The following is a 732-nucleotide window of genomic DNA, read 5'->3' on the forward strand; positions in this document are numbered from 1 at the left end:
TAGGCGCTCTGACCTACAGCCTGGTTGGCAATACTGCAGGGCAATTCGGGCAGATCCAGGTCAATGCCGATGGCTCCTACACCTACACCCTGACCTCGCCGGCGAATTCGCCGACCCATCAGAACGACGGGCCGAACATCATCACCGAGACCTTCACCTATCAGGTCAAGGATTCGCTCGGTAACACCACCACCAGCAACATTGTCATCAGCATCGTCGACGATGTGCCACAGGCGCATTGCGATGTTGCTCGTGTAGAAATGGGTGGGCAGGTCAGCGGCAACGTGCTGCTCAACGACGTGATCGGCGCGGATGTCTCTGCCGATGGCAAGTACGTGGTCGGTGTACGTGCAGGGTCCGACACTTCGACGCCGGCCTCCGGGCAGCTCGGCGTCAATGTTCAAGGGACTTATGGCTACATCACCTTGGATGCCGAAGGTAACGGTGTCTATCACTCATACCCGAACAGCAATGCTCCAGCGGGAGCGACCGACACCTTCGTCTATACCATCCGCGATGCGGACGGCGATGAGAGCACCGCAACGGTCACCATCAACGTGCTCAACTGCCAGATGGTTGCTGCGCAGGACCACGATGTCACCGTCTACGAAAATGCTCTGGACCTGACCAAAGACGGCAACGACCTCGCACCAGGCACCGTCACTGGCAGCCAGCCGGGCTCGACCGGCGAGACTGCCAGCGGCACGTTGGTGGGTTCGGTCACAGGCGGCG

General features: G+C 60.0%; 1 protein-coding gene. It reads left to right on the forward strand.

Annotation, left to right across the window (positions count from 1 at the left end):
- Positions 1 to 732: Ig-like domain-containing protein (locus tag ACQZ2L_RS25030; RefSeq protein ID WP_430328309.1), on the forward strand; the 732-nt coding region annotated here is incomplete at both ends.

The organism is Pseudomonas shirazensis (assembly GCF_050496565.1).
GTDB lineage: Bacteria > Pseudomonadota > Gammaproteobacteria > Pseudomonadales > Pseudomonadaceae > Aquipseudomonas > Aquipseudomonas shirazensis_A.